General features: G+C 34.6%; 20 protein-coding genes. 9 read left to right on the forward strand and 11 right to left on the reverse strand.

Going from position 1 to position 20,619, the window contains the following annotated elements:
• From PHR76_RS05750 to PHR76_RS05760, 3 genes are all read left to right on the forward strand, one after another.
• On the forward strand, positions 1-1,493 hold a 1,493-nt coding region (locus tag PHR76_RS05750; protein ID WP_300059471.1), incomplete at its 5' end, for a gliding motility-associated C-terminal domain-containing protein.
• Positions 1,494-1,545: 52 nt separating this feature from the next.
• Positions 1,546-2,457, forward strand: coding sequence for a type IX secretion system membrane protein PorP/SprF (locus PHR76_RS05755; protein ID WP_300059473.1), 912 nt, complete (start codon positions 1,546-1,548; stop codon positions 2,455-2,457).
• 12 nt (positions 2,458-2,469) lie between these two features.
• Entirely contained in the window at positions 2,470-4,410 is a 1,941-nt protein-coding gene (locus PHR76_RS05760) for an OmpA family protein (RefSeq protein ID WP_300059475.1), read from the forward strand.
• A 77-nt stretch (positions 4,411-4,487) separates the two neighbouring features.
• Here the strand turns inward: PHR76_RS05760 and PHR76_RS05765 are convergent, their stop codons facing one another.
• The 8 genes from PHR76_RS05765 to PHR76_RS05800 form a co-directional block, all read right to left on the reverse strand.
• Positions 4,488-6,122: an ABC-F family ATP-binding cassette domain-containing protein gene (locus PHR76_RS05765; protein WP_300059477.1), complete on the reverse strand. Its 1,635-nt coding sequence runs from the start codon at positions 6,120-6,122 to the stop codon at positions 4,488-4,490.
• Between the two features lie 95 nt (positions 6,123-6,217).
• On the reverse strand, positions 6,218-6,436 hold the full coding sequence (locus PHR76_RS05770) for a DUF2007 domain-containing protein (protein WP_300059479.1): 219 nt from the start codon (positions 6,434-6,436) through the stop codon (positions 6,218-6,220).
• Positions 6,437-6,467: 31 nt separating this feature from the next.
• A complete protein-coding gene (locus PHR76_RS05775; protein WP_300059481.1) occupies positions 6,468-7,079 on the reverse strand; it encodes a DEAD/DEAH box helicase in 612 nt (203 codons plus the stop codon).
• Positions 7,080-7,099: 20 nt separating this feature from the next.
• Positions 7,100-8,263 carry a sigma-54 dependent transcriptional regulator gene (locus PHR76_RS05780; RefSeq protein WP_300059483.1) on the reverse strand — a complete coding sequence of 388 codons (1,164 nt, stop codon included), beginning with the start codon at positions 8,261-8,263 and terminating at the stop codon, positions 7,100-7,102.
• Positions 8,264-8,341: 78 nt separating this feature from the next.
• A complete protein-coding gene (locus PHR76_RS05785; RefSeq protein WP_300059485.1) occupies positions 8,342-9,643 on the reverse strand; it encodes an ABC transporter permease in 1,302 nt (433 codons plus the stop codon).
• Positions 9,640-10,566 (reverse strand): ATP-binding cassette domain-containing protein, encoded by a 927-nt coding sequence (locus tag PHR76_RS05790; RefSeq protein ID WP_300059488.1) that lies wholly within the window; start codon positions 10,564-10,566, stop codon positions 9,640-9,642. Before PHR76_RS05790 ends, PHR76_RS05785 begins: the two co-directional genes overlap by 4 nt.
• A gap of 160 nt (positions 10,567-10,726) precedes the next feature.
• Positions 10,727-11,848 carry a molecular chaperone DnaJ gene (gene dnaJ, locus PHR76_RS05795; RefSeq protein WP_300059490.1) on the reverse strand — a complete coding sequence of 374 codons (1,122 nt, stop codon included), beginning with the start codon at positions 11,846-11,848 and terminating at the stop codon, positions 10,727-10,729.
• A gap of 50 nt (positions 11,849-11,898) precedes the next feature.
• Entirely contained in the window at positions 11,899-12,441 is a 543-nt protein-coding gene (locus PHR76_RS05800) for a nucleotide exchange factor GrpE (RefSeq protein ID WP_300059492.1), read from the reverse strand.
• Between the two features lie 192 nt (positions 12,442-12,633).
• On the opposite strand from PHR76_RS05800, the gene PHR76_RS05805 reads away from it, so the two are divergent.
• Positions 12,634-13,293 (forward strand): YceI family protein, encoded by a 660-nt coding sequence (locus PHR76_RS05805; RefSeq protein ID WP_300059494.1) that lies wholly within the window; start codon positions 12,634-12,636, stop codon positions 13,291-13,293.
• Between the two features lie 48 nt (positions 13,294-13,341).
• Here the strand turns inward: PHR76_RS05805 and PHR76_RS05810 are convergent, their stop codons facing one another.
• Positions 13,342-14,247, reverse strand: coding sequence for a TIGR01777 family oxidoreductase (locus tag PHR76_RS05810; RefSeq protein WP_300059496.1), 906 nt, complete (start codon positions 14,245-14,247; stop codon positions 13,342-13,344).
• A gap of 220 nt (positions 14,248-14,467) precedes the next feature.
• Here PHR76_RS05810 and thrS point away from each other — a divergent pair, with 220 nt between their 5' ends.
• The 5 genes from thrS to PHR76_RS05835 all read left to right on the forward strand — a co-directional run bounded on the left by thrS (position 14,468) and on the right by PHR76_RS05835 (position 18,643).
• Complete coding sequence (thrS, locus tag PHR76_RS05815; RefSeq protein ID WP_300059498.1) at positions 14,468-16,414, forward strand: threonine--tRNA ligase; 1,947 nt, start codon at positions 14,468-14,470, stop codon at positions 16,412-16,414.
• 24 nt (positions 16,415-16,438) lie between these two features.
• Positions 16,439-16,987, forward strand: coding sequence for a translation initiation factor IF-3 (gene infC / locus PHR76_RS05820; RefSeq protein ID WP_300059520.1), 549 nt, complete (start codon positions 16,439-16,441; stop codon positions 16,985-16,987).
• A 113-nt stretch (positions 16,988-17,100) separates the two neighbouring features.
• A complete protein-coding gene (gene rpmI, locus PHR76_RS05825; protein ID WP_300059500.1) occupies positions 17,101-17,298 on the forward strand; it encodes a 50S ribosomal protein L35 in 198 nt (65 codons plus the stop codon).
• A 162-nt stretch (positions 17,299-17,460) separates the two neighbouring features.
• The gene (gene rplT / locus PHR76_RS05830) at positions 17,461-17,805 is read left to right on the forward strand and encodes a 50S ribosomal protein L20 (RefSeq protein ID WP_300059502.1); all 345 of its coding nucleotides are present in this window, start codon (positions 17,461-17,463) and stop codon (positions 17,803-17,805) included.
• Between the two features lie 286 nt (positions 17,806-18,091).
• On the forward strand, positions 18,092-18,643 hold the full coding sequence (locus PHR76_RS05835; RefSeq protein ID WP_300059504.1) for a hypothetical protein: 552 nt from the start codon (positions 18,092-18,094) through the stop codon (positions 18,641-18,643).
• A gap of 28 nt (positions 18,644-18,671) precedes the next feature.
• Here the strand turns inward: PHR76_RS05835 and PHR76_RS05840 are convergent, their stop codons facing one another.
• Together PHR76_RS05840 and PHR76_RS05845 are read right to left on the reverse strand one after the other, a co-directional pair.
• Positions 18,672-19,514: an isoaspartyl peptidase/L-asparaginase gene (locus PHR76_RS05840; protein ID WP_300059506.1), complete on the reverse strand. Its 843-nt coding sequence runs from the start codon at positions 19,512-19,514 to the stop codon at positions 18,672-18,674.
• A 43-nt stretch (positions 19,515-19,557) separates the two neighbouring features.
• Entirely contained in the window at positions 19,558-20,430 is an 873-nt protein-coding gene (locus tag PHR76_RS05845; protein WP_300059508.1) for a cyanophycinase, read from the reverse strand.
• Positions 20,431-20,619 lie beyond the last annotated feature (189 nt).

Genomic DNA, 20,619 nt, shown 5'->3' on the forward strand with positions numbered 1-20,619 from the left:
CTGCTGCAACTGTTCAATGTGATGCCGTTCCAACTGCTGCTACTTTAACCGCAACGGATAATTGTGGCGATGCTACTGTAACTTTTGATGAAGCTACTGCTCAAGGAAATTGTCCTGGTGCTTATACCATCACTAGAACGTGGACGGCTACTGATTTATGTGGAAATGTAACTTCACATGTTCAAGTAATTACTGTAGAAGACACAACTGCTCCTACTTTTGTAGAAGCTCTTCCAACTGCTGCGACTGTTCAATGTGATGCCGTTCCAACTGCTGCTACTTTAACAGCAACTGATAATTGTGGTGAAGCTACTGTAACTTTTGATGAAGCTACCGCTCAAGGATCTTGTCCTGGTGCTTATACTATCACTAGAACGTGGACGGCTACTGATTTATGTGGAAATGTAACTTCACATGTTCAAGTAATTACTGTAGAAGACACAACGGTTCCTGTTTTCGTAGAAACTCTACCAGAAGATATAACGGCTGAGTGTGATAATATCCCTGAACCAGTTATTTTGACTGCAATGGATAGCTGTGGAGAAGCAACTGTAGCTTTTTCTCAATCGATTACACCAGGTGCTTGTGAAGGTGATTATGTAATTACTAGAACGTGGACGGCTACAGATTTATGTGGAAATGATATTTCACATGATCAAGTAATCATCGTTCAAGATACAACAGGTCCAATTGCATCTCCTTTTGATGAAAATATTTCAGTGAGTTGTGAAGCGATTCCTGCCATTCCAGAATTAACGTTTACCGATGCTTGTTCAACTGCTGGTGTACCAACGTTTAACGAAGAAACGACTACTATATCTAGCTCTGCTTATGTAGTAGTTAGAACATGGGAAGTGGCTGATAGTTGTGGAAATATTTCAACGTTCACTCAAACAATTACGGTCAACATAGAAGATAGTATTACGTACATCAACAGCACATCTTGTCGTGGAGATATTACTCCAGTTGATTTGAACAGTTTGTTACCTGATGGTACTACTGGAGGTGTTTGGATAGATGTAGATAATACGGGTGCGTTAAATGGAAATATTTTCACCCCTAGTCAAGTTACTATACTTGGAAATTATATCTTGCGATATGAAATTACAGATGGAGCTTGCCCTAGAATATATGAAATTACCATGAACGTAAATGATGATTGTTTGGTATTCCCATGTGAAGCAATTAATATTTATAATGCGATGTCTCCAAATGGGGATGGTCTGAATGAATTTTTCAATATTGAAAACATTGAAAATACTGAGTGCTATCCAAGTAATTCAGTTGAAATCTATAACCGTTGGGGCGTGTTAGTGTATGATGTTCAGAACTACGATAATAGTTCTAAAGCATTCCGAGGTGTTTCTGAAGGTAGAGCGACTGTAAACAAGTCAGCTGAATTACCAACTGGAACCTATTTTTATATCATTCAGTATACAACAACAGACGGAAATGCTGTTAACAAATCTGGATATTTATACCTAACAAGATAAAATAAACTCCTGAGGGTGTAACAACCCTCGGGTTTCTAAAAAAAGAAACTAAATGAGAACAAAATTTTTATTTTTCGCTTTGATGTTAACAGGATTTGCTGGATTCGCTCAGCAAGATTCACAGTATACACAATACATGTATAACACCATAAATGTCAATCCCGCTTATGCTGGATCGAGAGGAGTAATGAGTATTTTTGGATTACACAGAACCCAATGGGTTGGGTTAGATGGTGCTCCAGTTACAAATACGGCCTCTATTAATACACCAATTAACAACAGTAATTTAGGTATAGGAGTTTCCTTTGTCAATGATCGCATTGGACCAACTAATGAAAACACTATTTCAGCTGATTTGTCCTATACTATTAATACCTCCGAAACCTACAAACTTTCGTTTGGTGTTAAAGGAACAGCAAATTTGTTTAATCTAGACATTAATAAGTTGAATCCTGCAGACCAAGGTGATCCTCAGTTTGCTGATCTAACAAACCAATTCACACCTAATGTTGGAGCTGGTGTCTATTTTCACTCTGACAAAACTTATTTTGGTTTATCAGTTCCTAGCTTTTTTGAAACCACGCGTTATGATGACAACTCTGTTGCCATAAATAAAGAACGAATGAATTTCTATTTCATTGCTGGACATGTTTTTGACTTAAGTTATAACCTTAAATTAAAACCGGCTTTAATGACTAAGTTAACAGAAGGTGCTCCGTTACAAGTAGATCTTTCTGCCAATTTCTTAATCATGGATAAATTTGTATTAGGTGCCGCTTGGAGATGGGATGCAGCATGGAGTGCTATGGCTGGTTTTCAAGTATCTGACGGTTTATATGTTGGTTATGGATATGATATGGAAACAACCGAGTTAAAAAATTACAATTCAGGATCACACGAAATTTTTCTTAGATTTGAATTGTTCCAAAGACAAAACAAAATCGTTTCACCAAGATTCTTCTAATAAGCAACAGTCATGAAAATAAAATTTATATACATCGCCTTGTTTAGTTTTATCGCTTTTAACGTTCAAGCTCAGAAAGCAGGAATAAAAAAAGCAGAAAAAAACTTTGACAAATTCGCCTACATAGATGCAATCAAAACCTATGAACGTGTCGCAGAAAAAGGATACAAAACGCCAGATATGCTTCAAAAAATTGGAGACGCTTACTATTATAATGCGGATCTAGTAAATGCAGAAAAATGGTATAGTCAACTTTTCTCGATGACCGAAGAACTAGAGCCAGAAATTTATTTCCGGTATGCTCAATCACTAAAAGGTGTTGGAAATTATGCCAAAGCCGATGAAATGATGGCAAAATTCAATACAAAAAGTGGAAATGATTCTCGAGGTTTACTTGCGAAAAAAAATAAAGATTACCGAGCAGAAATCAAGAAAAATTCAGGACGTTATAATATTGAAGATGCCGGAATAAATTCGATATATTCAGATTACGGCCCTGCCTTTTACATGGATAAAGTAGTTTTTACTTCTACTCGCGACACTGGAAATTTTTCAAAAAGAAAACACAGTTGGACAGATCAGTATTTTTCTAATTTGTATTCGGCAGAGATGAGTACAGAAGGTGTTTTATCTGCAGCTGACCGTTATGGAAAGAAATTAAACACCAAATTCCATGAATCAACGCCTGCTTATACCAAAGATGGTAAAACAGTTTACTTTACCAGAAATAATTTTTTGGATGGTAAAAAAGGGAAAGATGCCAATAAGATTACCTTATTAAAAATTTATAAAGCGACTTTAGAAGACGATAAATGGATAAACATTACCGAACTTCCTTTTAATAGCGATAATTATCAAGTCGCTCATCCAACGTTAAGTACTGATGAAAAAACGTTATACTTTGCATCCGATATGCCGGGAACAAAAGGTTTATCCGATTTGTATAAAGTAGACATCAAAGAGGATGGCTCATTTGGAACACCTGTTAACTTGGGAAATGACATCAATACCGAAGGACGAGAAACTTTCCCTTTTATAACCTCAGATAACGAATTATATTTTGCTTCTGATGGTCATCCAGGTTTAGGGGGTTTAGATATTTTTATTACAAAAATGGAGCCAGAAGGTACTTTTAAACAAGTGCATAACGTTGGTGAACCAGCAAACAGTCAGTATGATGATTTTGCTTTAATTATCAATAAAGCAACTAAACGAGGATTCTTAACTTCGAATCGTCCTGGCGTTGGAAATGATGATATCTATAAGTTTTTAGAAACACGCGAAATTGAATGGGATTGTGAGCAAACCTTAGTTGGAATTGTTACCGATGCGGAAACAGGGCTGATACTTCCTTCTACTAAACTAACGTTGTTTGATGAAAAATTCACCAAGTTAAAAGATACCATTTCTGGTGTGGATGGACGATATGATTTTGGTTTAGTTGAATGTGAGAAAAAATATTATGTTCGAGCAGAAAAAGAATTGTATACTACCAAAGAAGTACCTGTAATCATTGCTAAAGAAAGTGGTATAACAGAATTACCAATTGAATTGGATACTGCCATTAAGGCGATTCCAGTTGGTGGTGATTTAGCGGATGTATTCGGAATTAACCTCATCTATTTTGATTTAGACAAATGGAATATCCGTCCTGATGCAGCAATTGATATTGCTAAAATTTTAGATGTATTGAATGAATATCCAACAATGACCATCGATATTCGATCACATACCGATAGCCGTCAAACGCATAAATACAACGAAGTATTATCGGATAGACGTGCAAAATCAACCAGAGATTGGTTAATTAAAAACGGTATTGCTCCTGAACGCTTAACTTCTAAAGGTTACGGAGAAACTCAATTAGTAAACAAATGTGCGGATGGTGTTGAATGTACAGAAGCAGAACACCAATTAAACAGAAGAAGTCAATTTATAATTACCGCTTTATAAAAGCTGAATAAAACCCAAAAAAATCCCGTTAGCAAATGTTAACGGGATTTTCTATTTAAAAAGAATTTGAGATTCGTTTACTTTTCGATTTCGCGTAAATTTTCCATTTTCTTTAAGGCTAAAAAACCTTTGATGTCTTCAAAATGCTCCTTGACTCGCTTATGGCCAAACTCAAAAACTTTAGTAGCCAAACCATCTAAAAAGTCACGGTCATGCGATACCAAAATTAATGTTCCATCAAAGTCACGTAACGCTTCTTTAATTATGTCTTTCGTTTTCATATCTAAATGATTAGAGGGCTCATCGAGAATCAACAAATTGACAGGTTCTAGCAATAACTTAATCATTGCCAATCGCGTTTTTTCGCCACCAGAAAGCACTTTTACTTTTTTGGTAATATCATCGCCTTGGAACATGAAAGCTCCTAAAATATTTTTTATTTGCGTGCGAACATCCCCAACGGCAATGGAATCAATCGTTTCAAAAATAGTCATGTTTTCATCCAATAACGATGCTTGATTTTGAGCAAAATAACCAATTTGAGCATTGTGCCCTATCTCAACACTTCCGCTATTGATTGCTATTTCCTTCATAATAGCTTTAATCATCGTCGATTTTCCTTCGCCATTTTTGCCCACAAAAGCTACTTTCTCACCGCGTTCAATCACAATGTTTGCATCTTTAAAAACAACATGTTCACCATAACTCTTGTGCAACTCTTTCACAATAACAGGATATTGTCCCGAACGAACAGCAGGCGGAAACTTTAACTTTAAAGCAGAATTATCAATTTCATCGACTTCAATTGGCACAATTTTTTCCAACATCTTAACCCGCGATTGCACGGATAATGTTTTGGAAAAAGTTCCTCTAAAGCGATCAATAAATTCCTGATTTTCCGCAATCATTTTTTGTTGCTCTTCATACGCTTTTTGCTGATGAATGCGTCGGTCTTTGCGGAGTTCTAAATAATGTGAATATTTCGCTTTGTAATCATAAATCCTACCCATCGTTACTTCAATGGTTCGGTTAGTGATATTATCTACAAAAGTCCTATCATGTGAAATCACAATAACTGCTTTTGCCGAGTTAATTAAGAACTCTTCCAACCACTGAATACTCTCAATATCCATGTGATTAGTAGGCTCATCCAATAAAATTAAATCGGGTTTTTGCAATAATATTTTTGCTAATTCAATTCGCATTCGCCATCCGCCAGAAAATTCAGAAGTAGACCGATTAAAGTCTTCTCGTTCAAATCCAAGTCCTTTTAAAACTTTTTCAACTTCGGCTTCATAATTGACTTCTTCAATCGAATAAAATTTTTCACTCACTTCCGAAACGCGTTCAATTAACTTCATGTAAGCATCACTTTCATAATCAGTACGCGTTGTTAATTGCTCGTTAAGTGAATCAATTTCTGCCTTCATATCAAAAATTTCTGCAAAAGCTTTAGAGGCTTCTTCCATAACTGTGGCCTCGTCTTTTGTTAGTAAATGCTGAGGCAAATAGGCAATTACGGCTTCTTTAGGTGCAGAAATATTTCCTGAAGAAGCTTTGCTTGCTCCAGCTATAATTTTTAAAAGCGTCGATTTTCCAGCTCCGTTTTTACCCATCAGGGCAATTTTATCATTTTCATTTATGGCAAAAGAAACATCGCTAAATAAAGTAGTTCCGCCAAAATGAACGGAAACATCATTGACTGTAATCATAAAATAATGGATTCGATTGTTAGTATTTTCGAATTTTAAAGTTGCAAAGATAAGCGAATATCACTAGTGACCACGTTATTCTTTAAGGAGAAGTTTTAAATATCCATTCGGAATTGTTCGATAACGTCATTCACTTTTCCAAAATAACGTTCGTCAATAAATAATTCGACTGCCAAATCTAAATTTCCAAAACCTCCAAGTCGAGCAGATTGTATATTATCTTTTTTTAAGACCTCCACCCCTATTTCCTCTATTTTTTCTTTTAGTGCCGAAGCTAAAATATCACTTCCGGAAAACACTTTCATCATGCCCATTTTATGGTAATTTAATTGTTAGTATGCTTTTTTAATCTTCTTCAAAGAAAAGCGGTTCAATCATAATTTTATCTGCTAATACTTCTACGCGTTCCGTAATCGTGGAACAAAAGAAAATACGTTGCGTTTTTTCTGTACTAAGTGATAACCGAAGAATGATCGCGTCCATTCTATTTCTAAATTGAACTTCGGCATCGTCTACCACAAATAGTTTAATCGTGTTCATATTAAAACCTGCCGAAGAAAACATTTCATTAATTTTAGTTGGCGTTCCAATTAAAATATCCATTCCTAAGGAAATTTGATTTTTATCAAAATCAATATCGCCTTTTTCATGAACGCCAATTACTCGCAAGTCAAGATAATTGCCAAGTTTTTCGAACAATTCAACCATTTCAACCACTTTATCTCTGTTTTCTACTACAATTAATGCTCGCGTACTTTCACCTTCTGCTTTTTGCAGTCGTTGAATAACATTTAGCACAATGGTAGTGGTTTTTCCTGATTTCGGTGGCGATTGAATCACGGCATCTGCTCCACTCTTTAAGGTAGAAAAGGTTTGCTGTTGTAATTCATTTGCTTCTGTCAAACCGCTTTCAATTAAAGCTTGTTGAAGTTGAGCATTTATTTTTTTTAATTGCATTTTTATAAGTTAGGTTGCCTTTATTTTGAAGCGAATAAGTTTACATCATTTTCTGTTACGGCTGCTCCTCCAAGAATAATGAGTCGTTCAATCACGTTGCGAAGTTCGCGAATATTTCCGGTCCAATCATAGGCTTGTAACAATTGTATGGCAGATTTTGAAAAATTTTTGATAACTGTGCCGTGTTCATCCGCAATTTTCTTAGAAAAATGTTCAATTAACATCGGAATATCCTCACGCCGATCATTTAAAGCGGGCACTTTAATAAGAATAACCGCTAAACGATGATACAAATCTTCGCGAAACCGACCTTCGGCAATTTCTTTTTGTAAATCTTTGTTGGTCGCTGCAATCACCCGAACATTCACTTTAATATCTTTATCTGCTCCTACTCGTTGTATGAGATTTTCCTGTAAAGCTCGTAGAACTTTGGCTTGAGCCGATAAACTCATATCACCAATTTCATCTAAAAACAAGGTTCCACCGTCTGCCGCTTCAAATTTACCGGCACGATCTTTCACTGCAGACGTAAATGCTCCTTTTACATGACCAAATAACTCACTTTCAATCAATTCTGATGGAATTGCAGCACAATTCACTTCAATAATAGGAAAATTTGCTCGTTCGCTTTTTTCATGTAATTGGTGAGCTACTAACTCTTTACCAGTTCCGTTTGGCCCAGTAATAAGCACTCGGGCATCGGTTGGAGCCACTTTATCAATCATCAATTTAATTTGATTTATTGCAGTGGAGTTCCCTATCATTTCGTAGTTTTTACTGACTTTTTTCTTCAGTATTTTATTTTCTACCACTAATTTTTTTCGGTCAAGGGCATTTCGAACGGTATTTAGTAATCGATTTAAATCGGGTGGTTTAGAAATATAATCAAAAGCTCCTAAACGCATGGTGTTCACAGCCGTTTCAATATCACCGTGTCCTGAAATCATGACCATCGGAATTTCTGGTTTTATTTTTTTGACTGCTTCTAATACTTCCACGCCATCCATCTTTGGCATCTTAATATCACAAAGCACCAAATCATAGTCTTCGTTTTTAATTTTTTCTAATCCTTGCATTCCATCTTCTACATCTTCCACAATATAGGAATCGTTTTCTTCCGAAAGAATTTTAGTCAAAACACGACGGATAGCCGCTTCATCTTCAATTATCAATATTCTTGGCATGGTAAGTATTTCTAAATTTTAAAGAACTAAGGTACTATTCTTAATTTGTATATGGGTTAAATTTAACATGGTTTTGACCTATTTTAACCAGCGGTACAATTCTTTCCAGGTAGGTTTCTTGCCATACATTAAAATTCCAACTCGATAGATTTTGGCAGCAAACCAAACAACAAAAAGGAAAGTTGCGTATAGCAAAAGGATAGACAATACCAATTGCCACCACGGAACGCCAAACGGAATTCGCATGAGCATTACGATAGGCGACGTTAATGGAATAAGTGAAAATACGGTTGCGACTGTCCCGTGTGGATCGTTTAGAACAGTAAAAAACCCGATATATACGCCTAAGATTAAAGGCAAAATAATAGGTAATAAAAATTGTTGTGAATCCGTTTCATTATCTACAGCCGCTCCAATTGCTGCATAAAAGGAACTGTATAGAAAAAATCCACCGATAAAATAAATCACAAAAGAAACCAATAAGGTTCCTAATGGAAGTTGCTTAAACTCCTCAATATAAAGAGGAATTTTTTCTGTAAAACTACTCGGATTAACAGCATTTAGATTTTCTGGTGTAATGGCTGTAGATGCTCCCATTTGAAGTCCGAAAAGTGAGGAAAATATAAAAAACAATAGCAATCCTAATATACTCCAAATGGCAAATTGTAAAATTCCCGCTAAGGAATTTCCGATGATTTTTCCCATCATCAACTGAAAAGGTTTGACTGAAGAAATAATAATTTCGATGATTCGATTTGTTTTTTCTTCAATCACACTTCGCATGACAAAATTGCCGTAAATAATAATGAACATCATGATTAAATAGCCAAAAGCACCGCCTAAAAAAAGTTTAATTTCGTTTAAACCTTTCACTGTATCTTCGCCAGAAGCTTTTTTTAACACAATATCAACATCGGCCTTGGCGGTATTTATTAACAAGGTGTCCAAACCTACTTTTTGGTAATTTTCGAGTGTGATTTTCTTGGCAATTATTCGTTCAATATCCATCACATAATCCATCGAGGGACTATCGTTCGAGATAAACTGGATGGATTTTTGCAAAGTAACAAGGCTATCTTTTGGAATATAAATTACTCCTTCAAAACGTTCTAAAAGTAAACTATCTTTTAATTTTTGAATAGGAATTGCCGATAAATCAAAATAATTAAATTCATCATTATTTTTAAATTCATTTACAAAAAATCCGTTTTCATCATGAATAGCAACCCGCTTCATATCGGATTTCATAGAAGCCAAATAACCAACAAAAACAGCAATTCCGACTAATAATAACGGACTCAAAAAAGTCATTACAATGAATGATTTATTCCGAACCTTTGCGATAAATTCACGCTTAATAATTAAACTTAATATACTCATTTTGATTCACTTACCGTTTTAATAAAAATATCGTTTGCTGTTGGGATTTTCTCTACAAAATGGGTTACAATTCCTTTATTTGTTAAGATTGCTAAAAGTTCATTTGAGGAAGCGTTTCCTAGAGCAATTTCTAATTTCAATTCTTCATTTAATGATTTGAAATGAGCAGTTTGAACAGAAAATTTTTGCGTTATTTGAAACATTAAACCTTCTACATCATTGGTTTGAATTCCCACTTCAAAACTATTGGTTCGATGAGCTTTTTTAACATCGATTAATTTTCCTTCTATTAATTTATTGGCTTTATGAATAAGGGCAATATCGTCACACAGTTCTTCAACACTTTCCATGCGATGCGTTGAAAAAATAATTGTTGCACCTTGTTTTTTAAGAGCTAAAATTTCGTCTTTTATCAAATTGGCGTTTACAGGGTCAAAACCAGAAAAAGGTTCATCGAAAATTAATAATTTAGGTTTGTGCAAAACAGTGACGATAAATTGTACTTTTTGAGCCATTCCTTTGGAAAGCTCTTCAATTTTTTTGTTCCACCAACCCTGAATTTCAAATTTATCGAACCAATAAATTAGTTGTTTCTTAGCTTCTTCTTTAGAAAGTCCCTTTAGTTGAGCTAAATACAAACATTGTTCTCCAACTTTCATGGATTTATAAAGCCCACGTTCTTCGGGCAAATAACCAATATGTTGAATGTGTTTGGGTTGTAATTTTTCATTGTCTAGCCAAATTTCACCACTGTCTGGCATTGTAATCTGGTTGATGATTCTAATTAAAGATGTTTTTCCTGCTCCATTTGGCCCTAAAAGTCCGTAAATACTTCCTTTTGGAACCGATAAAGAAACTTGATTTAAAGCCGTGTAGTCGCCATATTGTTTGACTACTTGGCGAACTTCCAAGATGTTGCTCATACCTAATTTTGAGTTTTGGTAAATATAAGGAATATGTCTGTTTTCTGCGAATTTGTTACAAAAAAAACCCACCCTTATTTGCATAAGGATGGGAAAAATTGCTATGAAAAAGAATCTACTAGTTTCCTAGTAAAGTCCAAATGTAATTATTTTTTCTAAATTATGAAAACATATCTTTAACTTTTTCGAAAAAAGATTTGTCTGATTTTTCAGGTTGCGGCATAAAGTTTTCGTCGGTTAACATATTTTCAAAAAACTGTCGCTGTTCTTTATTTAATGTCTTTGGTGTCCAGACATTTATATGCACTAATAAATCGCCATTTCCGTATGAATTTAAACTCGGAATTCCTTTTCCTTTCAATCGAAGTATCTTTCCCGATTGAATTCCGTCTTCTAATTTAATGCGGACTTTTCCGCCCACAGCGTCAATTTCTTTGGATGCTCCCAGAGCAGCTTCTGCCACACTGATATACAAATCATAATGCAAGTTTTCTCCTTCACGTTTTAAAAATTCGTGTTCAATTTCTTCAATAGCGACAATCAAATCACCCGGAATTCCATTTCCCGGTGCATCGTTTCCTTTACCAGAAACTTTTAATTGCATCTCATTGACCACTCCTGCAGGAATTTTGATAGAAACCGTTTCATCTTCTAAAATCATCCCTTGTGCATCGGCATTGGCTGGTTTCGAGCTAATCGTTTGACCGGATCCACCACAAGTAGAACAAGTGGTTGCGGTTTGCATTCTACCTAAGATAGTATTTGTAACCCGTAAAACTTGTCCAGAACCATTACAAGTTCCACACGTTTTATAGGAAACTCCAGGTGCTTGAATTTTTCGTTTGACTTTAACCTTTTTTTCTACCCCGTTTGCAACTTCTTCTAAGGTTAATTTTACTTTTATTCGTAAATTACTTCCTTTCATTCTACGTTGACCGCCACCGCCAAAACCGCCACTAAATCCGCCACCGCCAAAAGCACTTCCGAATATATCTCCAAACTGACTGAAAATATCATCCATATTCATGCCACCAGCACCACCACCAAAACCGCCAGCACCATCAAAAGCTGCATGGCCATATTGATCATATTTGGCTTTTTTATTAGGGTCGCTTAAAATTTCATAGGCTTCTGCCGCTTTTTTAAAATTTTCCTCTGCCTCCTTGTTTCCAGGATTTTTATCGGGGTGAAATTCAATTGCTTTTTTTCGATAGGCTTTCTTTATTTCTTCAGCCGAAGCGTTCTTGGAAAGTCCAAGTATTTCGTAAAAATCTTTTTTCATTTAACTAATTGCTTATTATTTTTTAATGCTCGTGGAATGAACAAGCTAAATTATTGTCCGATTACTACTTTTGGAAATCGAATAATTCGATCGCCCAACTTATATCCTTTTTCCACAACATCTACAATTTTACCTTTTAGGTTAGCTGATGGAGCAGGAATTTGTGTAATTGCTTCGGCAAAATCAGCATTAAAATCATCCCCTACTCTAATTTCAACTTGCTCTAATCCTTTCGATAAGAGTGTCGATTTTAATTTCTCAAAAATTAACTCCACTCCTTTCAACATTGCTTCGTCTTCTGTTTTTGCTATTTCAACTAAAGCACGATCAAAATCATCTAAAACCGGAAGTAAAGCCAATAAAACCTCTTGGTTAGCTGTTTTAATTAAATCAACTCGTTCTTTAGCTGTTCTTTTTTTATAATTTTCAAATTCAGCAAAAAGTCGCAAAAATTTATCTTTTTCTTTCGCTAAATCTTCTTGTAATTTTTCCTCTTGCGTCATTTCTGGAGTTGTTGAATCTATTCCTTCGGAATAATTTAATTCATTATCAACAACATCTTTGTCTATGTTTTCTGTGTTATCTTGATTCATCTTTTTAAAAAATTTTTTGAACATTTATCACTGCTTTTTTTTCATGGCAAAAGTACTGCCAATTGTTATAAAATGTCAAATTGTCAGCAGAAATAATTATAAGCTTTTTTAATTCGCTCAAACTTTAATGTTTCTTTAAGAAATTGTAATGATGCCTTTTCTATTTTTGCGTAATTAAAAAAAAACACTATTATGAAAAAATTATTTTTAAGTTTATTTGTATTGGCAGCATTTACATTCACATCTTGTAAGGAAGAGGTAAAAGAAACTGCAGAACCAATTGATGCAGCCGTTGCTTCAGAAACATCCAATTCGTTTAAAGTAGATACCGCCAAATCGGTAGTAGAATGGGTGGGGTCTAAGCCAACTGGAAAACACAATGGTACCATTGCTTTATCAAGCGGAGAAATTTTCTTAAATAACGGAAAGGTGGAAAGCGGGAATTTCATTTTCGACATGGCTAGTATTCAAGTTTTAGATTTAAAGCCAGGTGATGGAAAAGAAGATTTAGAAGCTCATTTAAAAGGATTAGAAAAAGAAGAAGATGCGGACCATTTCTTTAACATCAAAAAATTTCCAGAAGCAAAATTTGAATTGACAAGTGTAGAAACAGTAGAAGGAAAAACGACCATGACAGGAAATTTAACCATCAAAGAAATTACAAAATCGGTCTCATTTCCTGCACTTTTGACAGTTGATGGAAATACGTTAAACATCAGCAGCGAACCTTTTATGATTAACCGAACCAATTGGGGTGTTAATTACGCTTCAAAATCAGTGTTTGATAATTTGAAAGATAAATTTGTAAATGACGATATCGAATTAAAAGTAAACCTAACGGCTACAAAATAAATTAAATCGATATACCCTACTAAACTCCTCTTTTTGAGGAGTTTTTTTTTAGTTTAACAAATCGTCTAAAGCGGGATGTATTTCTTGAAATTGAAATTGAAATCCATTTTGCACTATTTTTTTAGAACTCACGTTCTGACTTGCAAACAACAATTGATGCATTTCTCCCAAAATCAATTTCATCATGAATTTTGGAATATTAGGCATAAACAGTGGCTTATCTAATGTTTTGGCAATCGCTTTAGTCAATTCAGTATTAGAAATTGGTTTGGGTGCCACCGCATTAAAAACACCCTCTTTTTGATTTTGAAGTACAAAATAGAAAATGTTTACTAAATCGTCAATATGAATCCATGATTGCATTTGTTTTCCGGAACCAAATGGCGAACCAATTGCCATTTTAATTGGTTTAAGCATTTCTACTAAAGCACCGCCTTTATTAGACAAAACCAAACCAATTCTGATTTTAGTTACTTTAAGATTCAACACTTTAAAAGCATCGACGCTTTCCTCCCATTTGACCACTACATTTCCTAAAAAACCATTATCTGATGTTGTATTTTCTTCGGTATATAATTCGGTTAAACTATCAGGATATATTCCAATAGCAGATGCCGAAATAACTTGTTTTACATCATTTGGATTATTTTTAAGACAGGAATACAGCAAAGATGAAGACAAGGTACGACTTTCAATAATTTCTTGTTTGTACTTATTTGTCCATCTTTTTGAAACCGTAGCTCCTGCTAAATGAATAATTGCGTCCACTCCTTGTAAACAATTTGCGTCGATATATCCTTCCTCTAAACTCCAATAAAACCCGGTATAATTTGGTTTATTTTGTATTTTTCCTTTTGAAGTGGTTAAATAATGAATTTCAATATGGTGTTGTAATAACAGGGCAACTAATTCATTGCCAATCATCCCGGTAGCTCCTGTAATTAATACTTTCATAACTTTTTTTATACAAAGTTACTATTAAACCTCAAAGACCAATGGAAATTAGGATTAGTTTAAGGGTTGTTTTAATTCTAAAATAGAGACTTTATCACCTTAAACAAGTTATTCTTTTTTTGTTTTTCACTCATAAAAAAAAATACTTTTCTATTATTGGTCTATTTTTTGTAACTAATTTTGTAAACATCTATATTTGCAATCCATAAAAATACAAGGAATGATAAAGATTACGTTACCGGATGGTTCAGTAAAAGAGTTTAAGGCTGAAATTACGCCGATGGAAGTAGCCAAAAGTATTAGTGAAGGTTTAGCTCGAAATGTAATTTCGGCAGCTTTTAACGGAAATGCGATTGAAACCGAAACTCCTTTAACCACAGATGGTTCACTTGTTTTATATACATGGAATGACAAAGAAGGTAAAAAAGCTTTTTGGCACTCTACCTCACATGTCATGGCTCAAGTGTTAGAGCAAATGTATCCTGGAATTAAATTAACTCTAGGACCTGCGATTGAAAATGGTTTTTATTATGATGTTGATTTTGGTGATCAAAGAATAGTTGAGGGCGATTTTAAAGCCATAGAAGACCGTATTTTAGAAATTGCAAGAGAGAAACACGAATTCAAAATGCGTCCTGTTTCTAAAGCAGAAGCACTAGAAATTTATAAAGACAACGAATATAAAACCGAATTAATTTCGAATTTAGAAGATGGGACCATTACATTTTGTGACCATTCAAATTTTTATGATTTATGTCGTGGTGGACATATTCCGAACACGGGATTAATCAAAGCAATGAAAATCATGAGTGTCGCTGGTGCCTATTGGCGTGGTGATGAAAAAAATAAGCAACTCACTCGGGTGTATGGAATTTCTTTTCCTAAACAAAAAGAATTGACAGAATATTTAGAGTTAATTGAAGAGGCGAAACGTCGAGACCATCGAAAATTAGGAAAAGAATTAGAATTATTTGCTTTTTCACAACGCGTAGGCCAAGGTTTACCGTTATGGTTGCCAAAAGGAGCCGCTTTACGCGAAAGATTAGAACAATTTTTGAAAAAAGCTCAGAAAAAGGCAGGATATGAACAAGTGGTTACGCCACATATTGGACAAAAAGAATTATATGTAACTTCGGGTCATTATGCAAAATATGGAGCCGATAGTTTCCAACCAATTCTAACTCCTACAGACGGAGAAGAGTTTTTATTAAAACCGATGAATTGTCCACATCATTGTGAAATTTACAACATAAGACCGTGGAGTTATAAAGATTTACCTAAACGTTATGCTGAATTCGGAACTGTGTATCGCTATGAGCAAAGCGGCGAATTACATGGTTTGACTCGTGTTCGTGGGTTTACTCAAGATGATGCTCATATTTTTTGTACACCTGATCAATTAGATAGTGAATTTAAAAAAGTAATTGACTTAGTTCTTTACGTTTTTGGTTCATTAGGATTTGAAAACTTTACTGCTCAAGTTTCGGTACGAGATTTAGACAATCCCGAAAAATATATTGGGAATATTGAAAATTGGGAAAAAGCAGAAAATGCAATTATCAGTGCAGCCAAAGACAAAGGTTTAAATTATGTAATTGAAACTGGCGAAGCGGCATTTTATGGTCCAAAACTAGATTTCATGGTCAAAGATGCTTTGGGAAGACAATGGCAACTAGGCACCATTCAAGTTGACTATAATTTACCTGAACGTTTTGAATTAACCTACAAGGGAGCCGATAACGAATTACACCGACCAGTAATGATTCACCGAGCTCCTTTTGGATCAATGGAACGCTTTATAGCTATCCTATTAGAACATACAGCAGGAAATTTCCCACTTTGGTTAATGCCAGAACAAGCTATTATCTTGTCTTTGAGTGAGAAATATGAAAATTATGCTGAAAAAGTTTTAACTTTGCTAGAAAATCACGAAATTCGCGGCCTAATCGACAACCGGAACGAGACAATCGGAAAGAAAATTAGAGAAGCAGAAATTAAAAAAATTCCGTTTATGATTATTGTTGGTGAAGAGGAAGAAAAAAACGGTACCATTTCTATCCGAAGACATGGGCAAGAAGGAAGAGGAAACAGTACAATTACAATTGAAGATTTTGCACAAATTGTAAACGAAGAAATCAGCAAAACACTAAAAACATTTGACGTTTAACTTTAAATATAAAAGGCCATAGCAATTAGAAACAACAGGGGTTATCAACCCAGAGTAGAAAAAAAAGCAGCACACCGAATTAACAATTTAATTCGAGTACCAGAAGTTCGTTTGGTAGGTGAGAACATTGAACCGGGCGTTTACAAAATTTCGGAAGCCTTACGATTGGCCGAAGAATTTGAAGTAGACTTGGTTGAAATTTCTCCAAATGCCGAACCGCCTGTTTGTAAACTAATGGACTACGGTAAGTTTATTTACGAACAAAAGAAGCGTGAAAAAATGCTCAAAGCAAAATCGACGCAAATTGTGGTGAAAGAAATTCGTTTCGGACCGCAAACCGATGAGCATGATTATGAATTCAAAAAGAAAAATGCTGAAAAATTCTTAAAAGAAGGAGCAAAATTAAAAGCTTTTGTATTCTTTAAAGGACGTTCCATTATCTATAAAGAACAAGGCCAAATTCTATTATTGCGACTAGCTCAAGATCTAGAAGATCTTGGAAAAGTAGAAGCATTACCTGTTTTAGAAGGAAAGCGAATGATTATGTATATCGCACCAAAGAAGAAAAAATAAGTTGCTTTGTGTCTGAATTAAGTTCTTGAAAAATATCAGCAATTTAGTATCTCAGCACCTCAGCCACTTAAAAAATAGTAAGTAAGTTAAATCACAAATAAATTAGGGAAATTATGCCTAAAATGAAAACAAAATCTAGTGCTAAGAAGCGATTCAAAGTAACTGGTACTGGAAAAATCAAGAGAAAACACGCTTTCAAAAGTCACATTTTGACCAAGAAATCAAAAAAGCGTAAATTAGCATTGACTCATTCTACTTTGGTTCACAAAACAGATGAGAAAAGCATTAAACAACAATTAAGAATAATCTAGTATTCAGATTACAGTAACAGTTGGCAGGAAAAACTGCAAACTGCGACTGCAAGCTGCAAACTTTTATTCTTTAGGTTAAAACAATTTAAATAACCTTGGAGTATGGCCTATAAGTTCCCTTGATTAAATTCGGGACGCCTGCTACAAAAAAACAAGAAAATTATGCCAAGATCAGTAAATTCAGTTGCAAAAAGAGCACGAAGAAAAAAAGTATTAAAGCAAGCCAAAGGTTACTTTGGTAGACGTAAAAACGTTTGGACGGTTGCTAAAAACGCGGTTGAAAAAGCCTTAGTTTATGCATACCGTGACAGAAGACAAAACAAAAGAAACTTCCGTTCGTTATGGATTATGCGTATCAACGCTGGTGCTCGTTTGGAAGGAATGAGTTATTCACAATTTATTGGAAAAGTAAAATCAAACGGTATCGAATTGAACCGTAAAGTGCTTGCTGATTTAGCAATGAATCATCCAGAAGCTTTCAAAGCAATTTTGAATAAAGTAAAATAAACGTTTTAACAACCCGATTTCAACTTACTTATATATTAAATCCCAATCGAAAGGTTGGGATTTTTTTAATCGTTTTTGTTAAAATAATGGTTAAAAGTTAATAGACAAAATAAAAATCCATAAAAATAAAGAAAGTGATTCAATAAAAAGTAATAATACTAATTACCCAACTAAGCTAATAAGAATCTCTATAAGATACTTTTAAAATTTTGGGTACAAATTCAAAAAAACCGCATCTCCTTTTCGTAATTTTTAGTACATTTAAGTTTTAAAAAAAATGTATCAAATGTTTCGAATTCTATTAGGTTCACTATTGGTAATTGTAACAATGTTGCTGGTTCCTTCTGTCGAAAAAGCATTATTTTACCTCCCATTGCTGTTTTCTTTGTCTGTTAGTTTAGTGAATGTAGATAAAATCAAAATTAACCGACCGTTAGGCATTCTGCTCTCTTTGGTTCAGAGTTATTTAGTCTTTATGGGATTAGCAGTTGTCCTGTATTTTTTTGATGAATGGTTATATGACATTTCTACAAAAGAAATCACAGAATATGAAGGAATTATCATGCTAACTTTTGGTGGTTACCTAGCTGCAATTCTGTTATTTTACTTTACTTCTTTTCTTTTCAAAGTAAGCAGTTTTAAATTTAGCTTTTTGGCAATTTCAGTCTGTTATGTAGTGGTAGTAGCGACCATGCTAATTTTTTCAAAAAATGAATACCTTCAATTTGGAGTGGAAAAACTTCCTTCATTTTTGATCTCTTGGTGTATTTTTATGAGTTTGGCCTATAGTATTTCACTAAATAGAGAGGCGTTTCTTTTACTGATAAAACGCAAATAATTGACTTTTTTAAATGACTGACTTAGGTTTATCCAAAAACTTCCTCTTTCTCTCCATCAAAACTTGCAAAAACCATACTTGGATGCGAATCTTGATGATAGATATTTCCTTTGTAATCAATCGCAATGGCTCCTGCAAAACCATCATACGGTTTTAGTTCTTCAAAGGTTTTTTCAAAGGCTTTTTCTAATGAAAAACCATCCGTCACACGGGTCACAATTTTTGCAGCGGTAGCATTGCTCACAATATCTTCGCCAACACCCGTTAAACTTACGCCACAATAAGCATTCGCATAATTTCCAGCAACGGTAGCTGAGTCAGAAACACGACCCACAATTTCAAATCCTTTTCCGCCAGTAGATGTCGCTACCGCTATATTTCCGTTTTTATCAAACGCAACACAGCCTACTGTACCTTGACCATTGGCTTTGAGTTTGGCTTCATATTCTGTTCTTCGTTGTGGAATTTCAGTCGAAAATGCTTCAAATCCGTGTACTCGTGCAAATTGGATTGCTCCTGCTCCACTCAACACTCTATCCTCTTCACGCAACAAAATTTCGGCAACTTGAATTGGATTCTTCACTTCTTCAATATTGATTACGCCACTAAATTTTTGAGAAGTGCCATCCATTAATGAAGCACTCATTCTGATTTTGCCATCACTTTGAATTTGTGAACCAATTCCGGCATTAAACAACGCATTATTTTCCAATAATGAAACGGCATAAACCACCGTTTCCAAGGCAGTATGAAATTGTAAATAGCCATACGATTCTTTCACAATTTGAAGTAAAGCTTCTTGCTTAGCAACTTTCGTTTCTTTGTCTGTGCTCGATTCTGAGAAAAAACCGCCGTGGATGATTAGTTTCATTTTAATGGAATTAGGTTGTCGATTAATTTTTTACAACTTATAATTATACGTATTGCGAAGAATGAATTTTCATTTTAAACGTATCTAAATCAAAGGTATCGTGATTACTCATCACATGCGTTACCAAATGATTAATAGAAATCGGCTGACCTAAAGAAACTTCTGTCAAATTAGTATCTTTAATCTCTCTTCCATCCACTAAAATGACTAAACCAGAGCCGATGGCTTCCATTTGTTTTCCATTGGTAATCAGCAAACCGGTATCTTCTCCAAGACCAATTCCAAGTATTTTTGGGTTACTAACTACGGCCTGAAACAAACGACCAATTCTTCCTCTTTTAACAAAATGTGTATCAATAATTACATGGTCTATTAAGGCTAAACCAGACGTAATCTTCACTTCGCCTTTCAGCAAAGCTTCTGAACTACTGCCTTGATAAATCATGCTGTTAGAGGCTGCGGCTGCTCCAGCAGAAGTTCCAGCGTAAATAAAATCTTCGTTTTTATATTTATTCAATATAATAGTATGCATTTCGGTTCCTCCCAAAATGGAAGTTAAACGGAGCTGATCACCACCTGTAAACATGACAATATCAGCATTTTTTATGCGTTCAATTACCTCTGGTTCACAAGCTTGTTCCCGCTTCTCAATATACAAAACCCCAACATTTTTGGCATCCAAATGATTAAATGCTTTCACATATTCTGGACCAATTTCTCTCGGTATACTACTTGCCGTAGTAATTACTTCAATACGAGATAATTTTTTATGTTTAGATTCTTCAATGATGCGTTTTAAAATTCCTTCTTCAAAAAAATTCAAATTTTTAGGCGCATTTTGATCTAAATCCTTTTCAGTAAAACTGCCTTTATCAACAGCTCCACCTATAATAATTAATTTTCCTTTAATTTCCATGTCGCAAAAATAGCAAAAACTTATATGCAAAATGTTTTTTATAAAAAATCATTTACTCTTTTTTTAGAGCGAATCCCTAAGCTTTGCATCAGTCCATTTTCCAGCTGCATGGAGTTGCTTTGTCATTTTATTAAAACTCCAAGAGCACCAACAATCCATGCATCAGGGCTAGTTAGTAAAGGTCGTTTT

The organism is Flavobacterium sp., from assembly GCF_028689845.1.
In the GTDB taxonomy this organism is placed as follows: Bacteria; Bacteroidota; Bacteroidia; order Flavobacteriales; family Flavobacteriaceae; genus Flavobacterium.